The sequence below is a fragment of the Thioalkalivibrio sp. ALM2T genome (assembly GCF_000381505.1).
GTDB classification, from domain to species: Bacteria; Pseudomonadota; Gammaproteobacteria; order Ectothiorhodospirales; family Ectothiorhodospiraceae; genus Thioalkalivibrio; species Thioalkalivibrio versutus.
This window is the reverse complement of the sequence record NZ_KB906557.1, coordinates 61225-86103: the sequence shown is the minus strand read 5'-3', so window position 1 is coordinate 86103 and position 24879 is coordinate 61225. Positions and strand designations below refer to the sequence as shown.

The window sequence follows — 24879 nt, the reverse complement described above, 5'->3', positions numbered from 1 at the left end:
CTTTCTTTTTAATAATGCAACCATAATGCAGGTTATAGGGTGTTTGCGTGCACATTGGCCGCGCTTTCCATAGACTCGTGGGTTATGAATCAGCTCCCGCCCGACGCCCGCAATCCGACGCTCGAATCCGCCTACCAGCTGCTGCACGATGCCGAGGTGCGCTATCGCGGGCGCACGGTGGGCACGGTGGCCAGCCTGGACGAGCGGGCGCCTGCGGAAAACTATGCCGACTGCTTCATCCGTGACTTCGTGCCCTCGGGGCTGGTCTATCTGCTGAACGACGAGCCCGAGGTGGTGCGCGACTTCCTCGCGTTGATCCTGCAGATCCGCGATACCCAGGAAGAGATCGAGGGCCATCGCCGCCTGCCGCGGGTGATGCCGGCGAGCTTCCGCGTGTTCACCGACGAGAACGGGCACGAGTCCCTGGCGGCGGACTTCGGCGATCGCGCGATCGGGCGTGTGGCGCCGGTCGACTCGATGATGTGGTGGGTGCTGCTGCTGCGGGCCTACCAGAACCGCACCGGCGACCATGACTTCATCAAGAGTGCCGATGTGCAGCGCGGCATCCGCTTGATCCTGAGCATCTGTCTGCAGGACCGTTTCGAGGTCTTCCCGACCCTGCTGGTGCCGGACGGCAGCTTCATGATCGATCGGCGCATGGGGGTGTTCGGCCACCCGCTGGAGATCCAGGCCCTGTTCTACGGGATGCTGAAGGCGTCGCTGGCGATGCTCGAACCCTGCGACAAGGATTCGGAGCTCTTGTGCGAGCAGTCCGCGATCCGTACGCGGCAGCTGTCCGATTACATTCGCAATTACTACTGGCTGGATCTCGAGCGGCTGAACGATATCCATCGCTATCGCACCGAGCACTTCGGCCACGAGTCCGAGAACTCGCTGAACATCTATCCCGAGAGCATCCCCGACTGGCTGGTGGACTGGATCCCCTCGGAGAGCGGCTACCTGGTTGGCAACCTCGGCCCCGGACGCATGGACTTTCGCTTCTTTAGTTTCGGCAACCTGCTGGCGGTGCTGTTCGGGCTGGCCGACGAACACCAGTCGCGTTCGATCATGCAGACCTTCGAGCAGCGCTTCGAGGACCTGATCGGGACCATGCCGGTGAAGATCTGCTATCCCGCGATGGTGGGCGAGGAGTGGCGCCTGCTGACCGGGTCCGATCCCAAGAATACCCCGTGGTCCTACCACAACGGCGGCAACTGGCCGGCACTGTTGTGGGCGTTCACCGGCGCGGCCCTGCGCGTCGGGCGGCCGGATCTCGCGCGTAGCGTGCATGCGGTCGCGGCCGAGCGCCTGTATCGCGATAACTGGCCGGAGTACTACGACGGGCGTCATGGTCGTCTGGTCGGCCGACGAGCCAACTATCGCCAGACCTGGTCGGCGACCGCGGTGCTTGTTTCGCAGGGCCTGATCGACAACCCCGAGACCCTCAGCCTGTTCGACAGCCCGGAACCCGAGGTGCCATGAAAAAGACCCAGAGCAAGTCACGCGACGGTGAAGGCCTTTATCTCGTCCTGATCAGTGTCCACGGCCTGGTCCGCGGGCGGGAGATGGAGCTCGGCCGCGACGCCGACACCGGCGGGCAAACGCTCTACGTGGTCGAGCTGGCACGGGCCCTGGCCCGTCATCCGCAGGTTGGCCGGGTCGACCTGCTGACCCGGCGGGTGGTCGACAGCAAGGTATCCGCCGACTACGCCGAACCGGAAGAGGACCTGGGCGATGGGGCCCATATCGTGCGCCTGGACTGCGGCCCGCGGCGCTACCTGCGCAAGGAGAAGCTCTGGCCCTATCTGGACTGCTTCGCCGACAACGCCCTGGGGCATATCCGGCGGGTGGGGCTGCGGCCGGACGTGATCCACGGGCATTACGCCGATGCCGGGCATGTCGCGGTGCAGCTGTCGAACCTGCTGGGCGCACCGATGCTGCAGACCGGCCACTCGCTGGGGCGGGTCAAGCGCGAACGCCTGCGCGAGAACGGGATGTCGGATGCCGATATCGAGGCGCGCTACAACATCTCCACCCGCATTCATGCCGAGGAGGAGGCGCTGGCCCATGCCCACCGCGTGATTGCCAGCACCCGTCAGGAGATCGGCGAACAGTACGCGATCTACGACAACTATCAGCCGGAGCGCATGGAGGTGATTCCGCCGGGCACCGACCTGACGCGCTTCCATCCGCCGAAGCGGGGCCAGCGCAAGCCGCCGATCTGGGCCGCCGTCCGGCGTTTCCTGGAAACCCCCGATCGCCCGCTGATCATGGCGCTGTCACGCGCCGACGAGCGCAAGAACATCCGCGGCCTGGTGGAGGCCTACGCTGGGAATGACTGGCTGCGCGAGAACGCGAACCTGCTGATCGTTGCCGGTAACCGTGACGACATCGCCGATCTCGACAAGGGCGCGCGCGACGTCATGACCGATCTGCTCCTGCGGATCGATCGCCACGACCTGCATGGCCTGGTGGCCTACCCGAAGCACCACGACTCCGACGACGTGCCGGATCTCTACCGCCTGGTGGCCTCCAGCAAGGGCGTATTCGTGAACCCGGCGCTGACCGAGCCCTTCGGCCTGACCCTGATCGAGGCCGCGGCCAGCGGCGCCCCCATCGTGGCCACCAACGACGGCGGGCCGGAGGAGATCATCTCGCGCTGCCACAACGGACAGTTGATCGATCCGCTGGATCCGGAAGGCATCGCCGACGCGATCCAGGCCATCCTGGCGGATCGTCCGCGCTGGCAGCGTTACTCGCGCGCCGGGCTCAAGGGCGTGCGCCAGCACTATTCCTGGGATGGCCATGCCGAAAAATACGTGAAGCTGGTGAAGTCGTTGACTCGCGAGGTGCGCCAGGCGCGCCATCACGAGCGCCGGGTCTCCGGTCACCTGGCGCAGATGGACCGCGCCGTGATCACGGACATCGACAACACCCTGCTGGGCGACGACAAGGCCACCCGTGCCTTCGTCGCCTGGCTCAAGCGCAACCGCAAGCGGGTCGCCTTCGGGGTGGCCACCGGACGGCGTATCGACTCCGCCGCGGCGATTCTCGAGGAACATGGCGTGCCCACGCCGGATGTGTGGATCACCTCGGTCGGAAGCGAGATCCACTACGGCACCAAGCAGACCGAGGACCGCGGCTGGGCGCGTCATATCAGTCATCGCTGGGAGCCGGACCGGCTGCGCGAATGCCTGGAGCAGGAGAAGAACCTGGTCCTGCAGCCGGACGTGGACCAGCGCGCGTTCAAGGTCAGCTTCTTCGTCGAGCCGCCCGGAAGCCTGGACGCGAAGACGGTGGAGACCCGGCTGTACCGCGAGGACCTGCACGCCCGAGTGATCTACTCGCACGACCGGTTTCTCGACCTGCTGCCGGTGCGCGCCTCCAAGGGCCTGGCGGTGCGCTATCTCTCCGACAAGTGGGGCATCCCGCTGGAACACGTGCTGGTCGCCGGCGATTCCGGCAACGACGAGGACATGCTGCGCGGGCGCTTGCTGGGGACGGTGGTGGGCAACCACCAGCCAGAGCTGGAGAGCCTGCGCGGCTTCCAGCGCATCTTCTTCGCTGGGGCCACGCACGCGCGTGGCCTCCTCGAAGGGATCGAGCACTTCGACCTCCTCAACCGCTGCGAAAGCCCGGGCGACGCCGAGGCCGAAGAATAGCCCGGGGAATAGCCCGGGGTTGTTTTGACCACGAAGCACACGAAGGCACGCAGAAGGGCAAGGGCGGATTTACCACAGAGGGCACAGAGTTCACGGAGAAAGGGACAAGGCTTTCAGAAGGGTAGGATGCGATGAGCTCCGCCAATCGCATCGTGTCGTGGCCCGGGGCTCCCCGGTTCCCGGATTGATGCGTTTCGCTACGCTCAACCGCATCCTACTCGCTGCCGAGTGCGGGCAGTGCTTGGGTGATCCCGGCACTCCATCGAGCGAGACGACGGCGGCCGACATCGACCGACTCCGTGTGCTTCGTGGTGGATCTGTCCATCAGGGGACGGGCAGCAGCAGGGCGATCCCGGTGAGAACCGTGACGACCTCGAAGGCGCGTTTGACCAGGCGGTTGCCGTAGTGCTGGGCCGCCCAGGCGCCCAGATATCCGCCAACAAAACTGCCCACCAGCAGCGCCGGCAGCCAGTTCCACTGCACCGTGCCGAGCGTCCCGAGCATCAGGGCGCCCGCCCCGTTCCAGACCAGGCCCACCAGGACCATGGTGTAGGCGACCGCCTGGGTATAGTTCATGCCGTACCAGCGCACCAGCCACAGGGTGACCATCAGCCCCGTGCCCGAGGCCAGCGAGCCGTTCAGGATGCCGATCAGGAACAGACCGGCCGCGCCGATCAGTGCGTGGCTCCAGGAAAAGCCGATCTCGCGCACCATCTGCCCGAGCTGCGGGCGGCGCCAGGAGTACCAGCCGAGGCCGATGGTCAGCAGACCCAGGGCGATTTCGCCGGCCCGCGGCGGGATCCCCAACACCAGCCAGGCACCGATTAGCACCCCAGGCAGACCGGCCAGCAGGATAATGGCTAGGCGCCTGGGCTCGAATGTGCTTTTCTTGAAGTGGCGCAGGCCGGCACCGGCACCCAGTGCCACGGATGCGATCTTGTGGGTGGCCAGTGCCACGGGGTAGGGAAGGCCCAGAAAAATCAGGGCGGGCAATTGCAACAGGCCCGCCCCGCCACCGGCCAACGCAGAGAACCCGTTGGCTACGATGGCGATGAAGACGAGTCCGAGGTGTTCGAAAATGGTCATTTGGGGTGTGTGGAACGGGCAGTGGTCAGGGTTTTTTCGCCCGGCGATGGCCGGTGCGTTGTTGCTGGGGCTCGCGGTCCCGGTCCAGGCGGATATCTACCGCTGGGTGGATGATGACGGGACCGTACACTATTCCAGCACCCCGCAGCCCGAGACCAGCCAGCGCGAACGCCGCATCTACGACTCGGAGGGGCGCATGCGCGAGATCCTGCCGGCCCCGATGAGCGCCGAGGAGCGGGCGCAGGCCGCGGCCGAGCGCGAGCAGGCGGAACGCAACCTGGAGGCGACGCAGCGCGCGCGACAGGATCGAGTTACGCGCGAGAACCAGTTGCGCCGGGCTTACACCTCGCTGGAGGAGATTGAGGAGCTGCGCGAGCGCCGTGAGCGTTCGATTGGCGGCAACGTCCTGCGCAGCGAGGCCCAGGAAAAGACCCTGTTGCGTGAACGCGAGCGCATCCGCCGGCAGCTGGACGGCGCCAATGAAAACTCCCCGCTGGCGGATCGTTACCGGGCGGAGCTGGATGAGCTGGACGCGCGCATTGCTCGCGAGCGCCAGTACCGTCGGGGCCAGCGTGAGCGCCTGTCCGCGATCCACGAGCGCCTGGACCTGGACCGCCGCGACTTTCAGCAACTGGTGCTGAACGGCCGCGTTAACGACTGATCAACGTCCCCACACCCTGGTCGGTCAGTAGCTCCAGCAGTACCGCGTGTTCCACTCGGCCGTCCACGATGTGGGTGGCGTTCACGCCACTGCGCACGGCATCCAGGGCGCAGCGGATCTTCGGGATCATGCCGCCGTGGATGGTGCCGTCGCGGATCATGGCATCCACCTTCGGCGCGGCCAGGCGCGGTAGCAGCGCCCCGCTGCCGTCGAGCACACCCGGGGTGTTGGTCAGCAGGAACAGCTTCTCCGCATCCAGCACCACTGCGAGCTTCTCGGCCGCAGTGTCGGCATTGATATTGTAGGCCTTGCCATCGCGGTCGAAGCCGATCGGGGCGATGACCGGGATGAAGTCACTCTGGTCCAGGGTGTGGACGATGCTCGGGTCCACACCTTCCACCTGGCCGACATGGCCCAGGTCGACGCTGGGTTCGCCCTCGGCCGCGCCGTAGTCGCGCAACGGGGTCGCGCGGATCATCTGCCCGTCCTTGCCGGTCAGGCCGACGGCCCGGCCGCCGAAACGGTTGATCAGCGACACGATCTCCTGGTTCACCAGCCCGCCGAGCACCATCTGCACCACATCCATGGTCTCGCGGTCGGTCACGCGCAGGCCGTTGACGAATTCCGTCTCCTTGCCCAGGCGTTTCAGCAGTTCGCCGATCTGCGGCCCGCCGCCATGCACGACCACTGGATTCACGCCGACCTGCTTGAGCAGAACGATGTCACGCGCGAACGAGGCCTTCAGGTGGTCCTCGGTCATGGCGTTGCCGCCGTACTTGATCACGATGGTCTTGCCTGCGAAGCGCTGGATATAGGGCAGCGCTTCAATCAGTACGTGGGCAACGGAATGGGCCGTCTGGGTGTCCATGGCGGGTCCGGTTGTCGGGTTTCGCAGCCGCGCAGTTTAGCACCCCGCCTTGCGGGTGCGTCGGGGCGGCCATGGTCAGCGTCTCCTTGAAGGTCGATTCGATATGCATGGTTTGACCGATGACGCCGTGGCGGGTATAAAGCTGCGCATCATATACAGCAAATGAAGGTGTCCCATGCTCTCGACCGAACAGAAGGCGATCATCCAGCAAACCGTGCCGCTGCTGGAATCCGGTGGCGAAGCCCTCACCCGTCATTTCTACGAGATCATGCTGCGCGACTACCCGGAGGTGCAGCCGCTGTTCAATCAGGCGCATCAGGCCAGCGGCGAACAGGCGCGGGCACTTGCGAATGCGGTCCTGAATTACGCACGGCACATCGACCAACTGGAGGCCCTGGGCCCGCTGGTGGGCCAGATCGTCAACAAGCACGTGTCGTTGCAGGTGCAGCCCGAGCATTACCCGATTGTCGGCACCTGCTTGTTGCAGGCCATGCGCGAGGTGCTGGGCGAGGAGGTCGCGACCGATGCGGTGCTGGAGGCTTGGGGCGCGGCCTATCAGCAACTGGCCGACATCCTGATCGAGGCCGAAGAGGGCGTGTACACCGCGCACGAGCAGCAACCCGGCGGCTGGCGTGGTGCCCGGGCCTTTCGTGTGGAGCGCAAGTTCCCCGAGAGCGAGGAGATCACCTCGTTCTATCTGCAGCCGGTGGACGGTCAGCCCGTCCCGCCGCACCAGCCAGGGCAATACCTCGGGCTGCGCCTGATGATCGACGGCAAGGAGGTACGGCGGAACTATTCCCTGTCGGCGGCGGCGAACGGCAAGAGCCTGCGCATCAGCGTCAAGCGCGAGCCGGGCGGTGTCGCTTCGACGTTCCTGCATGACCGGGTTCAGGAGGGCGACGTGCTGGATGTCTTCCCGCCGGCCGGCGATTTCGTGCTGCGGGCGTCGGATCGCCCCGTGGCCTTCGTGACCGCGGGGGTCGGGATTACGCCAGCGGTGGCGATGACCGAGGCGGCGCTGGCGGAGGGTCGCGAGGTGCACTTTCTCCACTGTGCGCGACACGGTGGCGTGCATGCGTTCCACGACTGGGTGGAGCGCCAGGCAGAACAGATGTCCGGTCTGACGCGTCGTTATTGCTACAGCGAACCGCGTGCCGGCGACCAGCCGCATGCGGAAGGCTTCCTGACCCGGGAGCAGCTCGCCGAGTGGCTGCCCGACAGCCGCGAGGTGGATGTCTATTTCCTGGGACCGAAACCCTTCATGCAGCAGGTGCGCGCCCACCTGCGCGGCCTAGGCATCCCGGACGACCGGGTGAACTACGAGTTCTTCGGGCCCGCCTCCGCACTGGAGATCTGATGCGGTTCGGGGGGCGGACCGGGGTCATCAGCCCCGGCCCGAAGACCCGAAGCCGCTCGCGCCGCGGGTGGTCTCTTCGAAGTCCTCGACCACGCGGAACTTCGGCTGGATGACCGGGACGATAACCAGCTGCGCCAGGCGTTCGCCGATCTCGAGTGTGTAGGCGCTCGCGCCCCGGTTCCAGCAGGAGACCATCAGCGGGCCCTGGTAGTCGGCGTCGATCAGGCCCACGAGATTCCCCAGCACCAGGCCGTGCTTGTGTCCGAGCCCGGAGCGCGGAAGGATCATCCCGGCATAACCCGGATCCTCGATGTGGATCGACAGCCCGGTCGGGATCAGCTCGGCCGTGCCCGGCTCCAGCGTTAGCGGGGCCTCGATCATTGCACGCAGGTCCACGCCGGCGGAGCCGTCAGTAGCCGGGGCGGGCAGCGGGAAGTCCGCGCCCATGCGCGGGTCGAGGATCTTCAGGTCAATCTCGGGGGCGGGCATTCGGGGTTCCTTGGTCAAAGATGGGTCGTATCAATGCGTTCCACATTCGGCCAGGCGCTCGATGACCAGTTCGATCAGCGCGCGCGCCAGTTGGGCCTTGGGCTGGTTTGGCAGCGTGCGCTCGCCGCCCTCCCACAGGCACAGCAGCTCGTTGTCGGCGGTGCCGAAGGCGAGGCCCTCACCGACGCGATTGGCCGCGATCAGGTCGAGCCCCTTGTTTCGGCGCTTGGTGTCGGCGTGCTCGCGCAGGTGTTCGGTCTCGGCGGCGAAGCCGACCAGGAACGGGCGCCGGGGGAGCGTGGCCGCCTGGCGCGCGGCGTCGGCCAGGATGTCCTGGGTGCGTTCCAGGGCCAGGTTCATCGTGGGGTCGGACTTCTTGAGCTTGTGGGCCTGTGGTGTGGCCGGGCGGTAGTCGGCCACGGCCGCCGCTGCAATCAGGATGTCGGTCGCGGGCAGGCGTTCCATCACCGCGGCGTGCATGGTGGCGGCGGTTTCGGTGGCAACGCCCTCGACGCCGGCGGGCACGGCCTCCGCAGTCGGGCCGTGCACCAGGGTCACGCGTGCCCCGGCATCACGCGCGGCCGCGGCCAGGGCGAAGCCCATGCGCCCGGAGCTGCGGTTGCCGATGAAGCGCACGGGGTCGATGGGTTCGAACGTGGGGCCGGCCGTGATCAGTACCTGGCGGCCCACTAGCGGGGCGTCGGCCGGTTGTAGCAGCTCGCGTGCGATCGCGGCCGGCTCGCGCAGGCGGCCTTCACCCTGCTCGCCGCAGGCCTGGTCGCCGCTGTCGGGTCCGATCAGGGTGACGCCGCGTTCGACCAGGGTCGCAATGTTCGCCTGCGTGGCCGGATGCGCCCACATGCGATGGTTCATCGCCGGCGCCAGGGTGACCGGCGCGGTGGTGGCCAGCAGCAGGGTGCTCAGCAGGTCGTCCGCCAGGCCCTGAGCGTAGCGCGCAATCAGGTTGGCACTCGCGGGGGCAACCACGATGCGATCGGCCCAGCGCGCCAGGGCGATATGGTCCATGCCGGATTCGGCCTCGGCATCCAGCAGCTCGGTGCGCACCGGCGCGCCGGACAGGGCCTGGAAGGTCAGCGGGGTCACGAAGGCGCGGGCGCCCGCGGTCATCACCACGCGCACCTCGCAGCCGGCGCGCTTGAGCTCGCGCACCAGCTCGCAGGTCTTGTAGGCGGCGATGCCGCCGCTGACGCCGACCAGTATCCGGGGCTGGGTGTCGTGTTCCGTCGTCATGCGCCGGATTCTACCCGGTTCCTTTGTCCTGGCGCGCGGAGACGCCGGCGGTCAGGGCGTAGCGCATTGCATCCTCCAGCGGCAGGTCCAGCGGCTCGACCCGCTCGCGCGGCAGCATCAGGGTGTAGCCGCCGATCTGGTAGCTCATGGGCATGTAGACCGCGAGCGTCTCCGGCCCGCCCAGGTTGTCCGGCAGGCCCTCGAAGTCCTCGCGGGTGACAAAGCCGACCAGTTTGAAGTCGGTGCCGGGGAACGTGACGAGCACGGCCTTCCCGAAGCGCTGATGGATGTCGCCGGAGAGCAGGTTGGTGACGTCGCGCACGGTGCCGTGGATCGTCTTGATCACGGGGATGCGCTGCATCAGGCCCTCCAGCCAGTCGAACAGCCAGCGCACGACATAGGCCTGCAGCAACACCCCGAGGCCGAAGATCAGGCCGATACCGGCCAGTATCCCCATGCCCGGGAAGTAGAGCAGATCCGGTAGGACGGCCTGCAGCAGGCCCCCGAGGACATCCTCGGTGGTGCTGCCCAGCCACCACAGCAGGGCCAGCGTGATCGCGGCCGGGAGGATCGCGGCCAGGCCGGTCAGGAAGGTGCGGGAGATTCGGCGCACAACAGGCTCCGTGCAGGGGGGATCTCCGGAATGCTAACGCATCCGCGTCCGCAGTACGGTCGGCTGCCGGTCCACGCTTGCTCGGGGCGGCACTTCCGTGATCGGGTGCAGTCTATGAATTGGGTTTGAGCAGCATTATTGCCGGTAGAAGGAGTGAATCATGAGCGGATGGACCGGGTTGGGTGTGCTGGCGCTGGTGGTCTCGGCGGTTGCGCTACCGCAGGCCTCCATCGCGGGGGAGTCGGACGCGGCCGCGCCCGAGGACTACGCGATGACGCCCGAGGCGGTCGCGCCGGGCGTCTATGCGGTGATGACGCCGGCGCGGGATCTCCCCAGTCGCGAGAACCTCGGCTGGAACGCGAACATGGCGTTCGTGGTGACCGACGACGGGGTGCTGGTGTTCGACACGGGTTCCTCCGAGACCATGGGTGTGGCGCTGCGCGAGGCAATTGCCGAGGTCACCGATCAGCCGGTGCGCTGGATCGTGAACAGCCACAGCCACGGGGATCACTGGCTGGGCAACCACGCCTTCGCCGATTCCGACCCGGAGATCATGGCCGGTTCCGCCGCGACCGCGCGTATGGAGACGGAGGCCGAAGGCTGGGTCGAGAATTTCCGCGAGATGACCGAGGGCGCGACCGGTGACACCACGCCGCTGTTACCGAATGTTGCGGTGGACGAGCGTATCACCCGTGACCTTGGCGGCACCGAGGTCGTGATCCTTCCCTCCGGGGGTGCCCATTCGCCGGGCGATCTGAGCGTCTGGCTGCCGCAGACGCGGGTCCTGCTGGCCGGGGACGTGGTCTACAGCGATCGTGCGCCGTCGGTCTGGGATGGCGATGTCGCGCAATGGATCGACCTGCTGGACGAGCTGATCGCGCTGGAGCCGGCGGTGGTCGTACCCGGCCACGGCCGGCTGGAGGATGCGCAGACGCTCGACCGGCTGCAGCGTTATCTGGTCACGCTTTGGGAGGGGATCGAGGAAGGTGTGGAACAGGGGCTGGCCGCTTTCGAGACCGTGCCGCTGGTGCGCGAACGCATGGCGGACCTGATCGATCACTACCCCGGCTTCGACGACAAGATCGACCGCTCGGTGGCCACCACCTACCCGGATGTCGAGGCCGCGGTGTTCTGAACCCTCGCGTTCAGAACTGCCAGGTGGCGTGCAGCGAGCCGAACTCGGCCGCGCCCTTGGCCTGCCCGCTGAACTCGCGCGAGCGCCAGACGTGGGTGTAGCCCAGGCGCACCCCGCCTACATGAAACACGACCCCGGCGGTGAGCTCGCCCACCACGGGGTGCTTGTCCACCGAGGGCCCGTCACGAAAGACCGGGCCGTCCAGGAACAGGTCGTAGAGCATGAGCCGCGTGTCGATACCGGCAAACGCATAGCCACCGACGCGCGCGGTGGTCTCGAAGGTGTGGGTGCCGGACAGGGCCGGGCGGATCCGGGGCGGGCCGTAATCGCCCGGCAGGTTGCGCCCCGCGCGCACGATGGCACCGGCATTCGCGAAGGTGAAGGGGGTTCCGGCGGCCGCGCCCCAGTGCGGGGTCAGGTCGGCGCCCCAGCCGTTTGGCGTGCGGTGTGACCGGCCCCGTAGCTGGCGTTCGTAGGCCAGCATCAGCGTCGGTTCATTGCCGATCTGGTGATCCCATCCTTGTGGCTCCGGTGCGCTGGACCAGCTGTGGACCTCCCTCTGGGTGCGTTCGGCCAGGGAGGCCGGGCCGACCGTACCCAGCGTGACCTGCAGGCGGTCCAGGCGGTTGTCGTGTTCCGCGGCCATGCTGAAGTTCAGATACAGCCAGCCGGCGTAGGGGCGATCACCCGGGTCCGGCGTCGTGCGTTCGATATCCTCCGGGGTGTACATGTTCTGACCCAGGTGGATCGCCGCCTTCAGGCGTTCGGGCTCCTCGCGACGGATGAAGAACGGCAGGTTGTCCGCCACTGTCCGCAGCCACGGTGGCACGCGTTCCTCGCTGCGCGTCCAGCCGATGCGAACCCCGTTGGTGTAGTAGCGATCCTCGCCCCCGAACAGGTCGTTCTCGAATTCGAAGTGCAAGGCATCGACGCCGCTCCCGGCCAGGCTGGTTGGGCTGGCGACCGCCACGCCCAGGAGCGCTGCGGCCAGCAGGCCAGCCTCTCTCCAGCGGGTGGAGCGCCGTCGGGATGCGGGGGTGTTCCGGTATGATTGGCGCATGGACATCTCCAACCAGATCATCTTCCTGGCCGCGATCGTGCTGCTGGGGAGCATCCTTTCGAGCGTGATCACCTCGCGGCTGGGTGTGCCCCTGTTGCTGGTGTTCCTGGTCATCGGGATGCTGCTGGGCCCGGAAGGCCCGGGCGGTCTGGTGTTCGAGAATATCACCGTTGCCTATTTGATCGGCTCGGCGGCGCTGGCGATCATCCTGTTCGACGGAGGGATGCGCACACCGGCGCGCAATTTCCGCATCGGGCTGAAACCGGCGCTGGGGCTGGCCACACTCGGGGTCATTGTCACCTCGGGGCTGACCGGGGCGTTTGCCGTGTGGTGGCTGGGACTGTCCTGGCTGGAGGGGCTGCTGCTCGGGGCGATTGTCGGGTCCACCGACGCCGCGGCGGTGTTCTCGTTGCTGCGCTCACGCGGGCTGGAGCTGAAGAGCCGTGTCGGCGCCACGCTCGAGATCGAGTCCGGCTCCAACGACCCGATGGCGATCTTCCTGACTATCGTGTTGATCGAACTGCTGCTGATGCCGGAACAGCAGTTCGGCCTGGTGGTGCTGGTCGAGTTCGTTCAGCAGATGGGCCTGGGCGCGTTGCTCGGCGTGGGCGGTGGCTTTGCCCTGCTCGCGCTGATCAACCGGGTGCCGATGGCGGCGGGGCTTTATCCGCTGTTTGCCATGGCCGGGGCCCTGGCCATCTTCGGGCTGACCGGGCTGGTTGGTGGTTCCGGGTTCCTCGCCGTGTACCTGGCGGGGCTGCTGCTGGGCAACCGGCCGCTGGAGGCCTCGCAGAACATCAAGCGTTTTCATGACGGCATCGCCTCGCTGGCGCAGATCGGCATGTTCCTGATGCTGGGCATGATCGTCGCCCCGTCCGAGCTCCCGCCGGTGGCGCTGGACGCCGGCCTGGTCGCCGCCGTGCTGATCCTGATTGCGCGTCCGCTGGCGGTGTGGATCTGTCTCTACCCATTCCGCTTTCCCTGGCGCGAACAGCTGTTCATCTCCTGGGTCGGTCTGCGCGGGGCGGTGCCGATCATCCTCGCGCTGTTCCCATTGCTGGCCGGGCTGGAGCTGGCCGGCTACTTCTTCCACGTGGTGTTCTTCGTCGTGCTGATCTCGCTGCTGGTGCAGGGCTGGACCGTCGCGACCTCGGCGCGTTGGCTGGGGCTGGAGTTGCCACCCACCACCGCACGGGTGCAGCGCACCGAGCTCGACATCCCGGGGCAGCAGGAGATGGAGCTGGTCGGCTACCGTCTGGCGGAGACCACCCCGGTGGTGCGCGAGGCCTGGTCGAACTTCCGTTTGCCGGGCAGCGCACGGGTGGTGGCGCATCTGCGCAAGGGCAAATTGCTGGAGACCCTGGAGCTGCTGGATCTGCACGCCGGCGACCACCTCTACATCATGGTCACGCCCGCGGATCTGCATGACCTCGACCGCCTGTTCGTGCCCAAGGACGAGGTGCCGGAACGCCTCACCGAGCGCAGCGTGTTCGGCGAATTCGCGCTCAACGGCGACGCCCAGCTGGGCGCGGTCGGCATGGCCTACGGCGCCCCGGTCCCGCCAGAACGCCAGGGTGAAACCCTGGAGGTCTATCTGCGTCGCGAGCTCCAGGCCGAACCGGTCGTCGGCGATGCCGTCGATCTTGGCCCGATGCGCCTGGTCATCCGCGAGATGGACGGCGCCCGCATCACCCGCGTCGGCCTGAAGCTGCTGCGCCGGACTTAACTAACGCCTGCCTGACGAAAGCTGGGTAAATGAATGCGTCTATCCAGCGGATCTTGAATCGGGTGGTGGCCATTGCTTGGGCTCCATAGATAAGAATTCCTTTATAAAGCGGTTCTTGTCGTAAAAAATACCGCCGACAAAATCCTTGCCAAGTGGGCCTTTATCTGGTTACCTGAATCTGCGTAACGTGAATTTCATCACGTTATGAGTGCATCCCGTTCCCATCAGGAGAAGTAACCATGAACGCTTTTCGATTCATCGCCCGCCTTGGTCTGGTGCTGGCCTTCCTGTTCCCATTTGCCCTGTTGGCTGACTACGAGTCGCCCGAGACGGTCGATGGCACTACGTATGTGGGCCCGGAAGAAGCCCGTGCCCTGTTCGATCAGCGTGTGCCGTTTGTTGATGTCCGGACGAGCTCCGACTACGACGCCGGCCGCATTCCGGGCGCAATCAACCTGACGGTCGAGCGCGATCAGTCCCAGAGCGACATCACCGAGGAGTCGTTGCTGGAGTTCGTCGGTTCCAAGGATGCCGATGTCGTCCTGTACTGCAACAGCACCCCCTGCTGGCGTACCGCGGCCGCGGCCGAACGCGCGGTGGAGTGGGGCTTTACCAGCGTGCACTACTACCGTCTGGGCTTCCCGTCCTGGCAGGAGGCCGGTTACCCGGTCGAGTAATCCTCAAGTAATCCCCTGAAACGTCGTTACAGGACCTGTCGGGGGGCGTCTTCCAGACGCCTCCCGACAGGCCCAACGGACGTCCAAGAACAATAATCAACGGGGGCACCATGTCACTCAAACTTCGTCTGACCCTGCTGGCGCTGGGCGCCTTGCTGCTGGCAACGATCATCCTGATCAGCCTGGCGCGGGTGTCTCAGGATGTGTCGGAGACGCGTTTTGAGGACCTGATGCTCACCAGCAAGGCGCAGTTGTGGGATCGCATTGTCGCCACCGAGATGGAGCGCATGGAGGTGGGCGTCCAGAGCATGACCCGCAACCGGGACGCTATCGCTGCGCTTTACGAGGGTAATCGGCAGGCCCTTCAGGATGCGGCCCGCCCGACGTTCAACCGGATGAGTTCCTCCGGGACCATCACCGGCATGCAGGTGGTGGATGGTGATGCGCGCATCGTGTTTTCCACGACCGGCGATTTCTCCGGAAGGACTTCCAAGCCACTAGTGCGGCAGGTGCTGGAGGAGCGCAACGTGATGCGCGGTGTCCAGCGCGACGAGGACGGGACGCTGGTCTCGACCCTCGCGTTTCCGATGTACGACCGTGGCGAGGTCGTGGGCGCCGGCGTGTTCATGCGTCATATGGATGCCCCGCTCGAGGAGATGTCCGCTGCGGATGACTCGCTCAATCTTTTGGTCGGTCGGCGGGGTGAAGTGGAGTACCGCTCGTACAATCCTGACGAGAACAATCTGCTCGAACGTATCAATCTGGATCTTCCCGCACTGGGTGAGCAGCGGGTGGCGCGTGTCTCCGGCGACGAGCGCGCTTATTCCGTCGTCACGCACCCGGTGCGCTCACCGGATGGCGAGGCGCTGGCGCATTTCGTGAGCGTGAGTGACTTCACCGAGAGTTTCGGACGTCAGGCCTTCATCAACCGCGTAGCCATCGCCAGCTCCGTCATCGTCCTGATCGCCCTTGCGATTCTGATCTATTGGTACATGCAGCGTTCATTTGCCCCGCTCTTGCGCGCGGTGGATGCGGCCGACGCGATTGCTCAAGGGGACCTCAGTCAGAACCTTGCCGACACCGCCCGCAATGACGAAACGGGGCGGTTGTCGCAGGCCATGCAGACCATGTTGACCCAGCTGCGCTCGATGATCGAGGCGATCAACGACGCTACTCGCCAGGTGGCCTCCGCCGCCGAACAGCTATCGGCGACCACGCAGCAGACCAACTCGGGCATGCGGCGCCAGCACCAAGAGATCGAACAGATCGCCACGGCGATGAACGAGATGACGCAGACTACCCGTGAGGTGGCGAGCAGCGCCCAGGGTGCGGCGTCTTCCGCGGACAGCGCCAAAAAGGACATCGATGCCGGCCAGTCCGCGCTGCAGAAGACCGTGCAGTCGATCCGTGCGCTGGAGTCCTCGGTGGGCGAAACCTCCGAATCGGTTCAGGCCCTTCAGTCGGATGTCGAGAACATCACGGTGGTGCTGGACGTGATCAAGGGTGTTGCCGAGCAAACCAATCTGCTGGCACTGAATGCCGCCATCGAGGCCGCTCGCGCCGGCGAACAAGGCCGCGGGTTTGCGGTGGTCGCGGACGAGGTGCGTACGCTGGCGAGTCGCACCCAGCATTCCACCGAGGAGATCCAGGGGATTATCACCAAGCTGCAGGATCGGGCGGGCCAGTCCTCGAAGTCCATGGCCGTGGGCATGGAGCGGGTCACGACTACTGTGGCGGATGCCCAGGACGCCGAAGAGGCGTTCTCCGGGATCAAGTCCTCGATCGATCGCATCACGGACGTTAATCACCAGATTGCCGGGGCTGCTGAGGAGCAGAGTGCGACGGCCTCGCATATTGACGAGGGCGTGACCAATATTCGCGACGTTGCGGAAGAGACCTCTCAGGCTTCGGAAAACACCACGGCGGCGACCGAGGAGCTGGCGCGACTGGCGGCTCAGCTGCAGGAACTGACAGCCCGCTTCCGGTTGTAGGACAAGTTGGGGGGGGGAGGGCCAAGGAGCCCGGAGCAACGCTCCGGGCTCCTTTTTTGTGTGCCGTTTATTTGCCAAGCATGGCCTTCAGGCCGGCGAGGTGGGCGCGGGCGGTGAGCTGCTGGGTCTCGGGGTCCGGTGGCTTGGCGTCGGGCCAGTCGAGATGCTCCTCGGGCAGTTCGTCGAGAAAGCGCGAGGGCTCGCAATCGAGGCTTTCGCCGTAGCGGCTTCGGCTTTGGGCGTAGGTGATCAGCAGGGTTTGCTGGGCGCGGGTCAGGCCGACGTAGGCCAGGCGGCGCTCCTCCTCGATGGAGTCGTCTTCGACGCTGACCCGGTGTGGCAGCAGTTCCTCCTCGAAACCGACCAGGCAGACATGCGGAAACTCCAGGCCCTTGGCGGTGTGCAGGGTCAGCAGCTGTACCGACTCGTTGCCGTCCTGGGAATCCCGGTTGCGGTCGAGGATGTCCATCAGGCTGATGCGATTAACGATGTCGGCGAGGCCCATGCTGCGGGTGTCCTCGGCCTCGTCATCACCGTATTCGGCCGTGGTGTTGGCTCCGCCCATGCGCCCGACCCAGTCGATGAATTCGCGCACGTTGTCCATGCGCCGGGTCGCTGCGCGCGGGTTGGGACTGTTTTCCAGTAGCCAGGATTCGTAGTCGATGTCCTCGACCAGGGCGCGCAGCAGGACGTCCGGGTACTCTTCCGCGCCACGGCGCTGGAAGCCGTCAATCCAGTCAGTAAAGCGCTCCAGTCGGGCCTGGGCGCGGGCATCCATGTATTCGGAAAGGCCGGCGCCGCGGGCGGCCTGCAACAGGGAGGTGCCGCGCTGGTTGGCGTAGTGGCCGAGCTTTTCCAGGGTGGCCGGCCCGATCTCGCGGCGCGGCACGTTGACCACGCGCAGGAACGCGGTGTTGTCGTCCGGGTTGGCGAGCAGGCGCAGGTAGGCAACCAGGTCCTTGATTTCGGCCTTCTCGAAGAACGACTGGCCGCCGCTCAGGCGGTAGGGGATGCCCTGCTCGCGCAGGAGCTTCTCGAACAGCCGGGACTGGTGGTTGCTGCGGTAGAGGATCGCGAAATCCCCCCACCCCGCGTTGAGACGGAAACGCCGGCGCATCAGCTCGGAGACCACGCGCGCCGCCTCGGTGTCGGCGTCGGAGCAGCCGATGACCTCGATCTTTTCGCCCTCGCCCAGCGCACTCCACAGGCGCTTCTCGAACACGTGCGGGTTGTTCGCGATCAGCGCGTTCGCGGTGTGCAGGATGCGGTTGGTGGAGCGGTAGTTCTGCTCCAGCTTGATCACCTCCAGGCGCGGGAAATCGTCCTGCAGGCGCACGAGGTTTTCCGGGCGCGCGCCGCGCCAGGCGTAGATCGACTGGTCGTCGTCACCCACCACCGTCAGTCCATCACTGACGCCAACCAGCAGGCGCACCAGTTGGTACTGCGCGGAGTTGGTGTCCTGGTACTCGTCGACCAGCAGGTGGCGGATGCGGTCCTGCCAGCGGTTACGCAGCTCAGGGTCATCGCGGAGGCAGTCCACCGGGCGCTTGATCAGGTCGTCGAAGTCCACTGCGTTGTAGGCGCGCAGGGCGTCCTCGTAGCGTGGATAGAGGTTGGCGGCGGCGATGGCCTCCGGGGCGTCGGTCATCTGACTCGCCTCGTGCAGCGCCTCCGCCGGCGTCATCAGGTCGTTCTTCCAGCGGCTGATGTGGCCGACCAGTGCGTCCACCTCGGAGCCGGTGTCGTCGCGGTAGGTGATCTCGCGCAGCAACTGCCGGCAGTCGCCCGGATCGAGGATCGAGAAGCCGGCCCGCAGCCCGGCCGCCTGCAGTTCACGGCGCAGGAAATTGAGTCCGAAGGTGTGAAAGGTGGAGACGCTAAGCCCGCGTGCCTGCTCGCGCGCCAGGCGGCCCTGCACGCGCTCGCGCATCTCGCGCGCGGCCTTGTTGGTGAAGGTGATGGCGACAATGCGGCGCGCCTCGAGCCCGCGCTGCTCGATCAGGTGCGCGATCTTCTCGGTGATCACGCGCGTCTTGCCCGACCCCGCTCCGGCCAGCACCAGCAGTGGGTGGTCCGTGGTGGTGACGGCGGCCTGTTGTTGAGGATTCAGTTCAGACACCGGGGTGGTCGATTCCTTCTCAGCGGGGCGCGTAAACTAACCCACGATCCAGCATTCATAAAGACAGTAACGGTGAGGGTAAGCCATTGACCAATGTGTCGGGCACTGCCGCCGCGGCCGGGGCGGCCGGGCCGCTTCCGCGTCTGACCCAGTTTGATTTTCATCAGCGCCTGATGGATGTGCCGGGGTCGGCGGTGATTCTGTTCACGCGCCAGGGCTGCGGCGCCTGCAAGGTGATGGGGCGGGTCCTGGCGGAGTGGCAGGCGGCCGCGGATGCGCCGGCCTTGTTCGTGGTGGACGCCGAGACGGATACCGCCCTGGTGCGCGAATTCGAGGTCTTCCATCTGCCGGCGCTGTTCGTGTTCCAGGCGGGCGCCTACCACGGCCGCCTGGAGGCCCCGCCCCGGTTGCCCCTGCTGCGCGAGGCGCTGACCGCCTGCCTCGCGCGCCCACCCGAGGAGGCACCATGACCTCGAACGACAACGACTGGTGGCCGCCCGCGCGCGTGGTGGAAAGCCCGAACCAGGATGCCCGCCCCCCGGGACAGGACCCGGAATTGATTGTGGTGCATGCGATCAGTCTTCCGCCCGGCGAGTTCGGCGGACCGCATATCGCCGAGCTCTTCCAGAACCGGCTGGATCCGCAGGCCCATCCCTACTTTGCCGAGATCGTGGCGTTGCATGTGTCCGCCCATGTGCTGATTGACCGCGACGGGTGGGCCACCCAGTTCGTGCCGTTCTCCCGCCGTGCCTGGCATGCCGGGGCGTCGCAGTGGTGCGGACGCGAGCGCTGCAACGATTTCTCCATCGGGATCGAACTCGAGGGGACCGACGAGGATCCGTTCACCCCGGCGCAGTACGCCGAACTGGCGCGGTTGGTGGGCTGGCTCCGGGCATGCTACCCCGGTATTGGCGCGGATGGGCTGGTGGGTCACAGCGACATCGCGCCGGGGCGCAAGACGGACCCCGGGCCCTGTTTCGACTGGACGCGCCTGCGGCGGGAATTGCAGGCGGTGACGGCATGATCGTGGACTTGTTGCGCCACGGGGAGCCGGAGGGCGGTCAGCGCTATCGCGGTCAGCGCTATCGCGGTCATGGCTGCGACGATCCGCTGAGCCCGCGCGGGTGGGCCCAGATGGAGCAGGCGGTGAAAGGCGAGGCCAGCTGGCAGTACGTGGTCAGTTCGCCGATGCAGCGTTGCCGCGCCTTCGCTGAACGCTTCGCCGCGGGACGGGATTTACCGCTGTCCCTGGCGCCGGATCTGCGCGAGGTGGGCTTCGGCGACTGGGAGGGGCGGACCCGGGTTGAGCTTCAGCGTGACCGGCCGGAGGAGTATCGAGCCTTCTACGCCGACCCAGTCCACGCGCGGCCGGCAGGGGCCGAGCCGCTGGCGGACTTTCGGCGGCGGGTGGAAACCGGCTTCGAGGCGGCGTTGCGGCCCCTGGAGGCCGAGCGCGTGCTGCTGGTCGTGCACGCCGGGGTGATTCGCGCCCTGGTGGGCTGGGTGATGGCGGTGCCGGACGCGCGGCTGTTCCAGTTGGAATGCGACTATGCCAGTCGCACCCGCCTGCACCGGCACCCGACCCGGGGCTGGCGCCTGATCCACGCCAACCGGGTTTGAGTCGGGCGCAGCTCCGGTCTACCCGGTCTGGTTGCTGCGCTTGGGGACGGCCTTCACCGACAGGTAGAAGTCGTTGTTCAGCACGTCGATCAGGCGATCGATGTTCGGGTGCTTGCCGGGGTTGGCGCGGGCGTCATCGGCGTGGCTGCCGTACATCAGCAGCCCCGAGTTGGCCGCCTTCGGGCCGATGCCGCCGAAGTCCAGCGCCAGCTGATAGTAGATCTGCAGCGACAGGCTCTGGCCTTCCACGTTTTCGATGGTCGCGGTGGGGTTGTAGTCTTCGCCAAACAATTCCAGGCGTTCGATATTGCTGACGTCGGGCAGCTTCTTGGACATGTCGGGCTCCTCGAAATAATGGCGGCATTATCGGGGCATGACCCGGTGGCGACAACCAACCCGCGAAGGCGGCAGGGTCGCGCCGGGGCAGCGACGAAAGCACCACATGCTAAGATAGCGGCTTTTGTCGAGGGGACACGAACATGTCGCGAAGCGCGTTCATGGAGGCCGCCCAGGCCGCCGCCGATGCCGCCGAGAAGGTAATCCGCCACTATTACGAGGCGGGTGTCGACGTCGAAACCAAACCCGACGATACCCCGGTGACCCGGGCCGACGTGGAGAGCGAACAGGCGATCCGCCAGGTGATCCGTGAGCACTTCCCGGATCACGGTTTCTACGGCGAGGAGACCGGGCAGTCGGACATGGATTCCGACTATGTCTGGCTGATTGACCCGATCGACGGCACCAAGAGCTTCGTGCGTCGCTACCCGTTCTTCTCCACCCAGATCGCGTTGATGTACAAGGGCGATCTGATCCTGGGGCTGTCCAATGGCATCCAGTTTGGTGAGCGGGCCTGGGCGGAAAAGGGCCAGGGCGCGTTCCTGAATGGCGACCCGATCGCGGTCGAGAAGACCACCGATCTGGGGCGGGCCTCCCTGTCCACCGGTAACCTCAAGTCCCTGGCGCAGAATGCTGAAGGCTGGAAGGCGCTGGGCGGCATCACGGCCGAGGTGAACCGCACCCGTGGCTATGGCGACTTCTACCACTACCACCTGCTGGCGCGCGGCAGCATCGACCTGATCGTCGAGTCGGACGTGAATATCCTGGATATCGCCGCACTGGCGGTGATTGTGCGCGAGGCGGGGGGCGTGTTCACCAACCTCTCTGGCGGCGAACTGGACCTGCAGACCGCGAATGTCCTGGCTGCGGCCACCCCGGAACTGCATCGTACGGTCCTGAACCGCTTGGGCTGGAAGGCCTAGTAGTCGCCCTAATCCGAGCGACTGCTGGTCGCGTATGGATAAGCGCCTTCCCGGCGCCTCGGTTGGGGCGCATGGGGTTGCCGGCGCCGGGGGCTATTCTCCGGCGCCGTTCCCGTTGGTTCCTACCAGTCCGTGGGTGCGCAGCTTCTTGCGCAGGGTGGCGCGGTTGAGCCCGAGCAGGGCCGCCGCGCGGCTCTGGTTGCCCCCGCAGCGCTCCAGCACGCTGGCCAGAAGGGGGCGCTCCACCTCGTTCATCACCAGCGCGTAGAGATCGTGGCTGCTCTGCCCATCCAGGGTCTCGAAGTACTGGTCCAGTGCATGGCGCACGGACTCGGCCAGCACGCAGTCGGACGGAAGCACGCCTGCAACCGGCGTCTCGTGGACCTCAGGGTCCTGTTCGAGTGGCATGTTCATGCTCATGCAGCCTCGCTTGCGATTCCCGTCAGGTGGGCCCGAAGGCGCCACAGTTGTTCGCTGGCCGTGGGGGCGGCGAGAAGGTCAGCCCGGGCCGCCCGGGTGCGGGCCTCGTCGAGACCCAGGCCCTGAAGATACCAGCCCAGGTGCTTGCGCGCGATGCGCACGCCCTGCGGTTCGCCGTATTGGGCGTGCAGTTCGCCAATGTGCTCCTCGATCAGGGCCAGGCGGGCGGCGCGCCCGGGTGCCGGCGGTATCGGTTCGCCCGCCAGCGCGGCCCGGATCTGGCCCGGGAGCCAGGGCTGGCCCTGGGCGGCACGCCCGATCATCACGCCCGCCGCGCGGGTCGTATCCAGCACCTGCAGGGCCTTTTCGGGGCTTGTGATGTCGCCATTGGCGAGCACGGGGATGGAAACGGCCCGGACGATGCGCGCGATGGCGGCGTAGTCCGTCTCTCCGCGATAGGCGTCGGCCCGCGTGCGGCCATGCACGGTCAGCATCGCAATGCCGCAGTCCTCGGCGATGGCCGCGATGGTCTCGCCGTTGATCCGTTCGCGGTCGAGGCCGAGGCGCATCTTCAGGGTCACCGGGACCGTGACCGCGGTGGTGAGCGCCTGGAGCAGTTCGCGCACCCGTTCCGGCTCGCCCAGTAGCGCCGATCCGGCGGCCTTGCTGCAGACCTTCTTGGCCGGACAGCCGAGGTTCAGATCAATCACGTCGGCGCCGCGGCGCACGTTCTCGCGCGCCGCCTCGGCCAGGGCCTCGGGTTCGTTACCCAGCAACTGCACGATGCGCGGGCGCGGTTCCTGGCGATGATCCAGGCGGTGGCGGCTCTTGTCGCTGGCCCATAGTCGGGTGTCGGAGGTCACCATCTCGGATACCGCTGCGCTGGCCCCCAGGCGGCGGGCCAGTAACCGAAACGGACGGTCGCTGACCCCGGCCATCGGCGCCAGAAACACGACAGGGTCGGGGAAGTGGTGAGTTCCGAGCTGCATCGGGGCTATCGGGTCGGGGGCAAGCGGGCCAGTCTAGCAGCTAACCTGCGCGGTTTCCGGTGTGGTCGATCGCGAAACCATGTGAATGCGCGCGGGCTTGGACCGGGGAATTACCGGGGCTGGATTTCGATGCCGGTGATGTGGCCATGAGGACTGGCAACGGCCAGACGCACGGAATGGGGGGAGTGGGCATTCATCGGTGCGTGGGTGTCGGTGTAGTCGTCGGGGGTCAGCCGGAGGGTGCCATGGGGCGTCCCAAGCTGGTCGGTCAGGCGAATATCGAGGATCGGCCAGGCCTGCCGGATCCGGCTCTCGAGCAGGAATTGCAGGTGCAGAGTGCCATCGCTGGTGGTGAAGAAATCGGGCGCCGAGGTGCGCACTTGGCCAGGGGCGCGCCGCAAGTGCCAGGTCGGGCAGGGGAGGGCCGCGCACACTTGCGCCCGGGCCTGGTCCAGGTGGGCGATCTGGTGCGGTGCCACGGGCGGGATTGCCAGTAGTTGCGCGCCCAGAAGCAGCATCAGGGCGGCGGCCAGCACGATCCCCGGCCAGGAGCGCCGACGTGTTGCGTCTGCCGAGCCCAGGGGGCTTGCGTGGCGTTCGATGTTGAGGGGTATTGCAGCGCCCCGGGCGCGCTCGATGGCGTGGAGGGACGCCTGGCGTGCCGGGAGGAGCCCCTGGCCCAACACGCGTTCGCCCGCGCCGCCGATCTCCAGTGCCGGGAACAGATCGAACTCGGCATCGCAATTGGAGCAGTGCACGCGCCTCTGTCGGAGCTTGGCCCCGCGGGCGAGGGCGTGGGTGACGCCGCATTGGGGGCAGCGGGCCAGCATCCTACGGGCTGGGCGTCAGGTGTCGCGAGGATTCGCCCGATGGGGCCTGCTGATGGGCTTGCGGGGCGTTGCTGCAGCCGGGCGATCCTGTGCTTGCGGCGTCTTGCCGTTGAGAGCGATCGACCCGGCCGCGCGCGTCCATGACTCAGCGTCTCCCTAGCGCCGGCGGCCGCCGAGCAGGGCCCAGCCTTCGCGGCAGTCCTCGACGCCGATATCGAAGGTGTCAGAGTAGGCCGCGATGACTTCGTCTGCCTGGCGTTCGAGCAGCCCGGCGAGCAGGATGCGTGCGCCCGGTTTCGCCGCCCGAGCCAACTCCGGTGCCAGATCGATCAGCGGCTTGGCGAGGATGTTGGCCAGCACCAGGTCATAGGCCGCGTCGGGCACAGGGTGATCGGTCAGCCCCGTCTCCAGCTGTGCGGGCGGGATGGCGTTGGAGTCGGCATTGCTGCGGGTGGCTTGCACGGCCTGTTCATCGATGTCGATGCCGAGTGCATGGCGTGCGCCCAGCTTCAGGGCGGCGATCGCGAGGATGCCAGAGCCGCAGCCGTAGTCGAGGACCTCTTGATCGCGCGGTGGCTGCTGGGCCAGGGCGGCCAGGCACATCGCGGTGGTCGGGTGATTGCCGGTCCCGAAGGCAAGACCGGGGTCCAGGCGCACGAAGGTGCCTTCCTCGATCGCCGGTTCATCCTCCCAGGAGGGCACGATCCAGAGTGCGCCGCCGCAATGGATGGCGCCAAGACCGTCCAGCCCGGCGCGGACCCAGTCCTGGTCCTCGATCGCCTGGACCTGGATCGCTTCCGGGGCTTGCGCTTGGCGCGCCAGCGCGGCGGCGGCGAGGTCCGCCTGGGTGGTGTCCGGGAACACCGCCTTCAGGCGCACGGTGGACCACAGGGGATGGGTGCCCAGGGGCGGCTCGAAAAGGGGCTCGTCGGCGGCGTCGAACAGCTCGACGCTGACGGCACCCAGTTCGAACAGGGTGTCCTCCAGCGGCTCGGCTTGTTCCGGACTGATCTGGCATTCAAGTTCGGCAAGGCTCATGGCATCAGGCTCGTGGCGCGAGGGGGAA

At 66.7% G+C, this 24879-nt stretch carries 24 protein-coding genes; 12 read left to right on the top strand and 12 right to left on the bottom strand.

Features of this window, described 5'->3' with window-relative positions:
* The first annotated feature begins 84 nt into the window (after positions 1-84).
* On the top strand, positions 85-1482 hold the full coding sequence (locus tag F816_RS0103090) for a glycoside hydrolase 100 family protein (protein ID WP_019593498.1): 1398 nt from the start codon (positions 85-87) through the stop codon (positions 1480-1482).
* On the top strand, positions 1479-3662 hold the full coding sequence (locus F816_RS0103085; protein WP_019593497.1) for an HAD-IIB family hydrolase: 2184 nt from the start codon (positions 1479-1481) through the stop codon (positions 3660-3662). Before F816_RS0103090 ends, F816_RS0103085 begins: the two co-directional genes overlap by 4 nt.
* 324 nt (positions 3663-3986) lie before the next feature.
* Here the strand turns inward: F816_RS0103085 and F816_RS0103080 are convergent, their stop codons facing one another.
* The gene (locus F816_RS0103080) at positions 3987-4748 is read right to left on the bottom strand and encodes a sulfite exporter TauE/SafE family protein (protein WP_019593496.1); all 762 of its coding nucleotides are present in this window, start codon (positions 4746-4748) and stop codon (positions 3987-3989) included.
* On the opposite strand from F816_RS0103080, the gene F816_RS0103075 reads away from it, so the two are divergent.
* Positions 4741-5409 (top strand): DUF4124 domain-containing protein, encoded by a 669-nt coding sequence (locus F816_RS0103075; protein ID WP_026333106.1) that lies wholly within the window; start codon positions 4741-4743, stop codon positions 5407-5409. The genes F816_RS0103080 and F816_RS0103075 overlap by 8 nt on opposite strands.
* Here F816_RS0103075 and argB read toward each other — a convergent pair.
* Positions 5399-6277, bottom strand: a complete 879-nt coding sequence (gene argB, locus F816_RS0103070) for an acetylglutamate kinase (protein ID WP_019593494.1) — start codon at positions 6275-6277, stop codon at positions 5399-5401. The genes F816_RS0103075 and argB overlap by 11 nt on opposite strands.
* Positions 6278-6452: 175 nt before the next feature.
* Here argB and hmpA point away from each other — a divergent pair, with 175 nt between their 5' ends.
* Entirely contained in the window at positions 6453-7634 is a 1182-nt protein-coding gene (gene hmpA / locus F816_RS0103065) for an NO-inducible flavohemoprotein (protein WP_019593493.1), read from the top strand.
* Between the two features lie 27 nt (positions 7635-7661).
* On the opposite strand, the gene dut is transcribed toward hmpA, so the two are convergent.
* From dut to F816_RS0103050, 3 genes are read right to left on the bottom strand one after another with little or no spacing between them, the layout of a single operon-like run.
* Positions 7662-8123 (bottom strand): dUTP diphosphatase, encoded by a 462-nt coding sequence (gene dut / locus F816_RS0103060; protein ID WP_019593492.1) that lies wholly within the window; start codon positions 8121-8123, stop codon positions 7662-7664.
* Positions 8124-8153: 30 nt separating this feature from the next.
* Complete coding sequence (gene coaBC, locus F816_RS0103055; RefSeq protein ID WP_019593491.1) at positions 8154-9374, bottom strand: bifunctional phosphopantothenoylcysteine decarboxylase/phosphopantothenate--cysteine ligase CoaBC; 1221 nt, start codon at positions 9372-9374, stop codon at positions 8154-8156.
* 10 nt (positions 9375-9384) lie between these two features.
* Entirely contained in the window at positions 9385-9987 is a 603-nt protein-coding gene (locus F816_RS0103050; RefSeq protein ID WP_019593490.1) for a DUF502 domain-containing protein, read from the bottom strand.
* 160 nt (positions 9988-10147) lie between these two features.
* Between F816_RS0103050 and F816_RS0103045 the strand changes: the two genes are divergently transcribed.
* Positions 10148-11122: an MBL fold metallo-hydrolase gene (locus F816_RS0103045; RefSeq protein ID WP_019593489.1), complete on the top strand. Its 975-nt coding sequence runs from the start codon at positions 10148-10150 to the stop codon at positions 11120-11122.
* Between the two features lie 10 nt (positions 11123-11132).
* Here the strand turns inward: F816_RS0103045 and F816_RS0103040 are convergent, their stop codons facing one another.
* The gene (locus F816_RS0103040; protein ID WP_019593488.1) at positions 11133-12092 is read right to left on the bottom strand and encodes a lipid A deacylase LpxR family protein; all 960 of its coding nucleotides are present in this window, start codon (positions 12090-12092) and stop codon (positions 11133-11135) included.
* 88 nt (positions 12093-12180) lie between these two features.
* Between F816_RS0103040 and F816_RS0103035 the strand changes: the two genes are divergently transcribed.
* The 3 genes from F816_RS0103035 to F816_RS0103025 all read left to right on the top strand — a co-directional run bounded on the left by F816_RS0103035 (position 12181) and on the right by F816_RS0103025 (position 16576).
* Entirely contained in the window at positions 12181-13908 is a 1728-nt protein-coding gene (locus F816_RS0103035) for a potassium/proton antiporter (RefSeq protein WP_026333104.1), read from the top strand.
* 239 nt (positions 13909-14147) lie between these two features.
* On the top strand, positions 14148-14585 hold the full coding sequence (locus F816_RS0103030; protein WP_019593486.1) for a rhodanese-like domain-containing protein: 438 nt from the start codon (positions 14148-14150) through the stop codon (positions 14583-14585).
* Positions 14586-14695: 110 nt separating this feature from the next.
* The gene (locus F816_RS0103025; protein ID WP_019593485.1) at positions 14696-16576 is read left to right on the top strand and encodes a methyl-accepting chemotaxis protein; all 1881 of its coding nucleotides are present in this window, start codon (positions 14696-14698) and stop codon (positions 16574-16576) included.
* 67 nt (positions 16577-16643) lie between these two features.
* Here the strand turns inward: F816_RS0103025 and F816_RS0103020 are convergent, their stop codons facing one another.
* Positions 16644-18695 (bottom strand): UvrD-helicase domain-containing protein, encoded by a 2052-nt coding sequence (locus F816_RS0103020; protein ID WP_019593484.1) that lies wholly within the window; start codon positions 18693-18695, stop codon positions 16644-16646.
* Between the two features lie 86 nt (positions 18696-18781).
* Between F816_RS0103020 and F816_RS0103015 the strand changes: the two genes are divergently transcribed.
* The 3 genes from F816_RS0103015 to F816_RS0103005 are packed head-to-tail and all read left to right on the top strand — an operon-like array spanning position 18782 to position 20315.
* Complete coding sequence (locus F816_RS0103015; protein ID WP_019593483.1) at positions 18782-19165, top strand: thioredoxin family protein; 384 nt, start codon at positions 18782-18784, stop codon at positions 19163-19165.
* The gene (gene ampD, locus F816_RS0103010) at positions 19162-19719 is read left to right on the top strand and encodes a 1,6-anhydro-N-acetylmuramyl-L-alanine amidase AmpD (protein ID WP_019593482.1); all 558 of its coding nucleotides are present in this window, start codon (positions 19162-19164) and stop codon (positions 19717-19719) included. The genes F816_RS0103015 and ampD overlap by 4 nt, the downstream gene beginning before the upstream one ends.
* Positions 19716-20315, top strand: coding sequence for a histidine phosphatase family protein (locus F816_RS0103005; RefSeq protein ID WP_019593481.1), 600 nt, complete (start codon positions 19716-19718; stop codon positions 20313-20315). Before ampD ends, F816_RS0103005 begins: the two co-directional genes overlap by 4 nt.
* 18 nt (positions 20316-20333) lie before the next feature.
* On the opposite strand, the gene F816_RS0103000 is transcribed toward F816_RS0103005, so the two are convergent.
* Complete coding sequence (locus tag F816_RS0103000; RefSeq protein ID WP_019593480.1) at positions 20334-20651, bottom strand: DUF2322 family protein; 318 nt, start codon at positions 20649-20651, stop codon at positions 20334-20336.
* Positions 20652-20812: 161 nt separating this feature from the next.
* Here F816_RS0103000 and F816_RS0102995 point away from each other — a divergent pair, with 161 nt between their 5' ends.
* Entirely contained in the window at positions 20813-21574 is a 762-nt protein-coding gene (locus tag F816_RS0102995) for an inositol monophosphatase family protein (RefSeq protein WP_019593479.1), read from the top strand.
* A gap of 93 nt (positions 21575-21667) precedes the next feature.
* Here the strand turns inward: F816_RS0102995 and F816_RS0102990 are convergent, their stop codons facing one another.
* The 4 genes from F816_RS0102990 to prmA all read right to left on the bottom strand — a co-directional run bounded on the left by F816_RS0102990 (position 21668) and on the right by prmA (position 24851).
* Positions 21668-21994: a helix-turn-helix domain-containing protein gene (locus F816_RS0102990; RefSeq protein ID WP_018144664.1), complete on the bottom strand. Its 327-nt coding sequence runs from the start codon at positions 21992-21994 to the stop codon at positions 21668-21670.
* Complete coding sequence (dusB, locus tag F816_RS0102985; RefSeq protein WP_019593478.1) at positions 21991-22983, bottom strand: tRNA dihydrouridine synthase DusB; 993 nt, start codon at positions 22981-22983, stop codon at positions 21991-21993. Before dusB ends, F816_RS0102990 begins: the two co-directional genes overlap by 4 nt.
* Positions 22984-23093: 110 nt before the next feature.
* On the bottom strand, positions 23094-23741 hold the full coding sequence (locus F816_RS0102980) for a DUF3426 domain-containing protein (protein WP_019593477.1): 648 nt from the start codon (positions 23739-23741) through the stop codon (positions 23094-23096).
* Positions 23742-23969: 228 nt separating this feature from the next.
* A complete protein-coding gene (gene prmA, locus F816_RS0102975) occupies positions 23970-24851 on the bottom strand; it encodes a 50S ribosomal protein L11 methyltransferase (RefSeq protein WP_018168372.1) in 882 nt (293 codons plus the stop codon).
* Positions 24852-24879 lie beyond the last annotated feature (28 nt).